Here is a 6,737-nt window from a genome sequence, read left to right on the forward strand (position 1 = left end):
GATGCCGTATTGCCAAACGGTAAACAGAAAGACCCTGACGTAAAGTTAGGGTCTTTCTTTCATTTATTCATATTTACGATGATTTGGTCGGAGGGGCTAGCTGATGAGTAGAGGAACGGTAATAGGTTCTCCCATATTTCATCGTTTCGGAATAGAAGACATGGATGGGCAAAGCAGTAATAAATGTAGGTAGAGATGCATCCATTTTTGAGTAGGATTTTTTTAAAAGAAGATGCGTTGCTTACCCCTTAGATGACTGATATTCATCCCTGCAGATCCAATCGGAGTGTCCTTGATTTGACTTGAACGGGGAACTGGATTTTTTAGTTTTGTAGGCAGTGTGGCATATTTAGAGGATTTCTTAAAACAAAGAAAAGGCTTATCGGGTATTATAGAAGGGCAGCAGACCAGTTCATGCCAATTAAACGGAACAAAATAAGCGAGCGGAAGCGTTCATTAATAGGATCACTCATCAGGTGCAATGGCAGCCGATGAGTGGTTCTTTTTTGATTTGTCCCGAGTATCTAACGGATAAAATATAGCTGCATATGGAAATATAGGAATTGAAGTGTTTGGGGGAGGAGGGGAAAATATCCACTTTCCAAGCGGTTTAGTTTAATTTCAAGTTATATAAAGCTACAATATATTTGTATGGAATATATCATATCATAGAAGATTCTATATTTGATTTATATCTGACAAGAAAGAATGACTTCTGAAGAAGCAACTAATATAGAACTTGGTAATACATTTCATGAAAAGGGAGTGCTATTCATGCGTGCAGTTGTGATCAATGAATATGGCAGTAAAGAGGTATTGAGAGAGCAAGAGCTGCCGAAGCCGGAAATAAAGGCAAATCAAGTACTTGTGGAGGTTTATGCTACTTCCATTAATCCGATTGACTGGAAGCTTCGGGCAGGTTACTTGAAGCAGATGCTGGATTGGTCATTCCCGATTATCCTCGGCTGGGATGTTGCCGGTAAGATAGTTGAAGTTGGAAGTGATGTGAAGGATTTTCAGGTCGGGGATGAGATTTTTGCGCGCCCGGATACGACAGCTGAAGGTACTTATGCGGAGTTTACGACTGTCGATGAGGAATTGCTTGCGAAAAAGCCTAGCAACCTGACATTTGAAGAAGCTGCCTCCATTCCATTAGCAGGATTAACCGCTTGGCAGTGTTTAGTGGATAATACAAAAGTCAAAGAAGGGGATAAAGTACTTATCCATGCTGGAGCTGGCGGTGTAGGAAGTTTGGCCATTCAAATGGCAAAACATTTGGGTGCTTACGTGGCTACAACTGCGAGTGAAAAAAATGAAGCATATGTAAAAGAGCTGGGTGCAGATGAATTCATTAATTACCGCACACAACAATTTGAAGATGAATTAAGTGATTATGATGCTGTCATTGATACAATGGGCGGTGACATCCTAAATAAGAGCTTCCAAGTATTAAAGCCCGGCGGCAGGCTGGTAACGATTGCCGGACAACCCGATTCAGCGTTAGCAGATAAGCATCACGTAACGGCAAGCTCCTATTGGCTGACGCCAAATGGTAAACAGTTAGATGAAATAGGGGAATTGCTTGAAAAAGGGATAGTTAAGCCTCAAGTGGGCAGTGTATTTGATTTTTCAGCTGAAGATTTACAAGAAGCTCATGAATTAAGTGAAACACATCATGCCAAAGGGAAAATTGTAATCAAAGTCAAATAAACGCTGAACGCCGCAACTTATATGGCAGCACATGTTAGATTGAGTATCTTTATCGGATACTTTTATACATGCTAATATTGTCATATCCAGACTCTAACGCAAAGTTGGGGTCTTTTTTTATGTCTGCTGATTTTATGTCGTATTCCTTTAAGGATTCCTGGATGATTTTACGGATAATAACATGCGATGGGATTCAATGGTAAAATTATAATGGAAGTGATTATATGGCTAGGAGACATGAAACATGGAAAAAATCATGATCATTGAGGATGACATAAAAATTGCGGACTACTTAAGTTCCCACATTGAAAAATACGGATATGATGTCACCATTGCGGATGACTTTGGAAATATATTAGCTGCGTTTCTTGCGGTGCAGCCTGATCTTGTTTTGCTTGATATTAATCTTCCTAGCTATGATGGGTTTTATTGGTGCAGGCAAATCAGAAAAACGTCGATTTGCCCAGTGATTTTCATTTCGGCACGAACGGGAGAAATGGATCAAGTCATGGCAATAGAAAACGGCGGGGATGATTTTATTACCAAGCCATTTCATCCGGATATAGTGATGGCAAAAATCAGAAGTCAAATGCGGCGTGCGTATGGAGAGTATGCTGCAAAGTACGAGGAGCGAGTGCTTATCCAGGATGGATTGTACTTTTATCCCGAACGATTGGAACTGCAGTTCGGGAATCAATCAACGCAATTAACTAAAAAAGAATCGGATATTATGGAAAGCCTGCTTGAGCGTTATCCCCGCGTTGCTGGCAGGCAGGATTTGCTGGAGAAATTATGGGATGATCAAGCCTATGTGGATGAGAATACCTTGAATGTGAATATAGCCCGTGTTCGTCATAAGTTGCAAGATATAGGCATCGAGGATGCTGTGGAAACGGTCAGGGGAGCAGGATATCGTTTGCGTATCAGCTGGAATGAGGAGAAAGCATGAAATTATTCCTTCGTGAGCATGTGCTGCTCATTTTGGTCCAGCTCTTTCAAGCTTTGCTGGTTCCGGTGCTATTTTGGCTGGACGGCTATCGTGATCTTGGCATGAGTCTATACGCCTTTTTCCTATCCATGCTTTTCATAGCCGCATTCCTCTGTTATCGGTACTTTAGCCGAAGGAATTTTTATCAAAGATTGCAGCATTCGCTGACAGCACTGGATGAATCCTTGGAGACTACCGAACGGGCACCTATTTCTGAAGCGCTCGATCAATTGCTGGCTGCCCAGTATCGCTTATATCGGGAAGAACTATTAAAAGGGGAAGACAGACAGGATGAGCATTTGTTGTTCATGGATCGTTGGGTCCATCAAATGAAAACACCGCTCTCAGTCATTGAATTGATGGCCCAAACATTGGACGAACCAGATTCATCAAGTATCCGGGAAGAAACGGATCGGATGCGGGAAGGTCTGAATACAGTCCTCTATTTAGCAAGGCTTCGCACCATCACCGAGGATTTTCATATTAAGCCTGTGGTCCTTACCAAGCTGATCAGCGAAGTCCACCAGGAAAATAAGCGATTCTACATCCGCAATGAAGTATATCCAGTATTGAAGGAAGAGACAACTGGGGCAATAGTGGAGACGGATGAAAAGTGGCTTTTCTTCCTGCTGTCGCAGCTGCTGCATAATGCTGTCAAATACTCTGCTGGAAAATCGAATCAACTTATTCTTTCTGTCTATGACAGAGCTGGAGAAATGGTATTGGAAGTGAAGGACTTTGGAATCGGTATTCCTGCTGTCGATCGGAAACGTATCTTCAATAAGTTTTATACAGGCGAAAATGGCAGGAAATATCGGGAGTCTACGGGTATGGGACTGTATTTGGTAAAAGAAGTCGCTGAAAAATTGGATCACCGTCTGGAAATGGAATCGACCGTTGGAGAAGGGACGATTTTTCGGATCATTTTTTCCAAAACACAAAACCTTACATCAATGTAAGATTCGTGAAAGCATAATCGATGGTAGGACATGTACTGCTCAGGCTATGCTTGGATTAAGCATCAGGAAGGAGAATGGATTATGCTCAAGCTTACAAAAGTCAGTAAAATATATGAGGGGAAGGTTGCTTATCGAGCCCTGGCCGATATCGATCTGGACGTAGAGGATGGTGAATTTGTAGCGATCATGGGTCCATCGGGAAGCGGTAAAACAACCCTTTTGAATATCGTTTCCACAAACGATGCGCCGACCACTGGGCAGGTGGAAATCGATGGGAGGTATCCGCATCAGCTGAAAAAGAATGCTTTGGCCGCATTCCGTCGTAATGAATTGGGATTCATCTTTCAGGATTTCAACCTATTGCATACACTTACTGTTCAGGAAAATATCATCCTTCCGCTCACATTGGATGGTATCCCAGCAGGGGAGATGCAGAAGAAGGCACAGCAGATAGCGAAGCATCTTGGTATCGAAGGCATCATGAATAAGCGTACGTATGAGATTTCCGGAGGGCAGGCGCAGCGGGCAGCGATTGCCAGGGCGATGATCCATGAGCCCAAATTACTGTTGGCGGATGAGCCAACAGGGAACCTTGATTCTAAAGCAGCCAAGGATGTCATGAAGATGCTGGTATCCATAAATGAAAGGAATAAAACAAGCTTATTGATGGTAACACATGATCCTCAGGCAGCAAGTTATGCTGATCGGGTTGTTTTTATCCGGGATGGGAAGCTGTATTCCGAGATTCATAGAGGGGAGAGCAGACAAGCATTCTTCCAGAAGATAATCGATATGCTATCGCTGATGGGGGGAGAGGGAAATGACTTTTCGTCAGTTCGCGTTTAGAAATGTCCTACGCAATAAACGGCTGTATATTGCGTACTTCCTCAGCAGTATGTTTACGGTGATGGTATTCTTCACATTTGCAATCTTTGCTTTCCATCCAGCTCTTTTGGATAGCTCGATCAATGAGTATGCGCTTTTTGGGATGGCTGTGGCTGGTGGAATCATTTATATATTTTCGTTCTTCTTTATTTTATATTCGATGAGCTCTTTCTTGCAATCAAGGAAGAAGGAATTTGGTTTATTGATTATCTTAGGAGCTTCTGATAAGCAGATACGGCTTATGGTATTTTTAGAGAATATCTTAATAGGATTTATTGCAACAGCTGGCGGGATCCTGATGGGTCTGGTGTTTGCAAAAACAATACTATTGATTGCCGAGAATATTTTAATCATCGATGCTTCATTGGATTTTTATTTCCCTGTATGGGCAATTGTCGTGACGTTTTTCAGTTTTCTCTTTCTCTTCTTCTGTATATCGATTTTTGTTGCGTTCATTTTACGCACGAATAAGCTCGTCGATCTCATTAAAGGAGATAAGCAGTCCAAAGGGGAACCGAAAGCGTCCATTACACTATCCATCCTTGCGATACTCTTATTGCTTGCGGGATATGGCACTGCCCTACTTGTCAAAGGTGTCGGCGTAGTCTATATGATGATCCCGGTCATCATTGTGGTGACACTGGGAACATACATCTTGTTTACGCAGTTAAGTGTGTATTGCATCCGTCTGCTGAGAGGAAATAAATCGATCTTCTGGCGGAAGACCAACATGCTGCTTTTCGGTGATTTATCGTTTCGGATGAAAGATAACGCTAGAACCTTTTTCTTGGTAGCGATAATATCAACTGTTGCATTTAGTGCCATTGGGACATTATATGGATTCCAATCTTACCTTACGAAAGGGATGAAGGAAATCAATCCATATACTTATAGATATGCTCCTTTTTTGGACGATAGTGAAGAAATTATCGAACAAGACCTTCAGCAGATCAATGCTATATTGGATGAAGAGAAAATCGACGCAGAAATGGAAGCTGCGGACTTGGCTTTTTATGATACATCTGTGGAGGAGTCTCCTGTATTGATAGTGAAAGCTTCTGATTACAATCGATTTGCTGCATTAATCGATGAGAAAGAACTGCATCCAGAGGAAAATGAGGCAATTGTTATGGAACAAAGCGATGCCGTAATCACTGAAGGACAGAAAGCAAGTGAAGCCTTGAAGCAATCGAACATAAAGCTGGACAACGGAAAAGAAATTCAACCAAGTCATGTAGTGGAATCAGCTGTAGGTTTAGGATTAATGGGGTATTATGTGGTGAATGACGGCACATATAAGCAGCTTGGAACACCGGTGAGGACAGATATGACTGCCGCGTGGAATGTACATGATGGGAGCGAGGAACAAGTAATTGAAACGGGAAAAAGGTTAGAGGAACAGATAAAGCATAAGGTGTTTTCTATTGATTATTCACTTTATGAAACCAATAAAGCCTATGGACTGATTCTTTTTATTGGCCTGTTTATTGGTATTGTGTTCTTTGTTTCGGCTGGCAGCTTTCTTTACTTCCGATTATTCACGGATATTGATGAGGAAAAGCGCAAGTTCCGATCGATTGCCAAAATTGGTTTGACACAATCAGAGTTGAAAAAAGTAGTGAATCGGCAAATTGCTATTTTATTTTTCTCGCCGATTGTAGTGGCGCTCTTTCACGGGGCGGTGGCCCTAACAGCTTTGTCGCATTTATTTGACTACAATTTAACAGTGGAATCAGCCTTTGTCCTTGGAAGCTTTGCGGTAATCCAATTACTTTATTTCCTGACTGTACGATTTTTCTATGTGAAACAAGTGATACGGATGGTCTTTTAATAAACTGCATAAGAGTGGGACGGCATTGGGAATCGGCTGCTGGATCAGGGGATCCGGCAGCTTTTTAAGTCAGGGGAAGGAAAGCACTGCTGTATCCATACTGGGATGCGGAATCATGACGATAAACTACGTTGGTTCGGGACAGGACTTCTGCCGCTGGTTGCCAAACCGTGTCCCATTCGTGTAGAATAACAAGGGTTGCGTTTTATTAGAACCTTAAGTTTGCAGCAAGTAAGCCATTACATGTAATAAAAAGAATGTAATACGGAAAAAAACCTAGTTAATTTTAAATAATGTATTGCTTTTTATCTCTGTAGCATATATAATCTAACTTGTCCTTAAGAAAAGGACGATACATAAGAGG

The 6,737-nt window shown here is 41.8% G+C and carries 5 protein-coding genes; all 5 read left to right on the forward strand.

Annotated elements, in window-relative coordinates; genetic code table 11:
* Window positions 1–774: 774 nt before the first annotated feature.
* The 5 genes from CHH53_RS16925 to CHH53_RS16945 all read left to right on the forward strand — a co-directional run bounded on the left by CHH53_RS16925 (window position 775) and on the right by CHH53_RS16945 (window position 6,373).
* Complete coding sequence (locus tag CHH53_RS16925; RefSeq protein WP_095217312.1) at window positions 775–1,710, forward strand: NADP-dependent oxidoreductase; 936 nt, start codon at window positions 775–777, stop codon at window positions 1,708–1,710.
* 244 nt (window positions 1,711–1,954) lie between these two features.
* Window positions 1,955–2,659 carry a response regulator transcription factor gene (locus CHH53_RS16930; protein ID WP_095217313.1) on the forward strand — a complete coding sequence of 235 codons (705 nt, stop codon included), beginning with the start codon at window positions 1,955–1,957 and terminating at the stop codon, window positions 2,657–2,659.
* A complete protein-coding gene (locus CHH53_RS16935; RefSeq protein WP_095217314.1) occupies window positions 2,656–3,657 on the forward strand; it encodes a sensor histidine kinase in 1,002 nt (333 codons plus the stop codon). The genes CHH53_RS16930 and CHH53_RS16935 overlap by 4 nt, the downstream gene beginning before the upstream one ends.
* Before the next feature lie 81 nt (window positions 3,658–3,738).
* Complete coding sequence (locus CHH53_RS16940) at window positions 3,739–4,503, forward strand: ABC transporter ATP-binding protein (RefSeq protein WP_095217315.1); 765 nt, start codon at window positions 3,739–3,741, stop codon at window positions 4,501–4,503.
* Window positions 4,478–6,373 carry an FtsX-like permease family protein gene (locus CHH53_RS16945; RefSeq protein WP_095217316.1) on the forward strand — a complete coding sequence of 632 codons (1,896 nt, stop codon included), beginning with the start codon at window positions 4,478–4,480 and terminating at the stop codon, window positions 6,371–6,373. The genes CHH53_RS16940 and CHH53_RS16945 overlap by 26 nt, the downstream gene beginning before the upstream one ends.
* Window positions 6,374–6,737: the final 364 nt, after the last annotated feature.

This window comes from Terribacillus sp. 7520-G (assembly GCF_002271665.1).
In the GTDB taxonomy this organism is placed as follows: domain Bacteria; phylum Bacillota; class Bacilli; order Bacillales; family Amphibacillaceae; genus Terribacillus.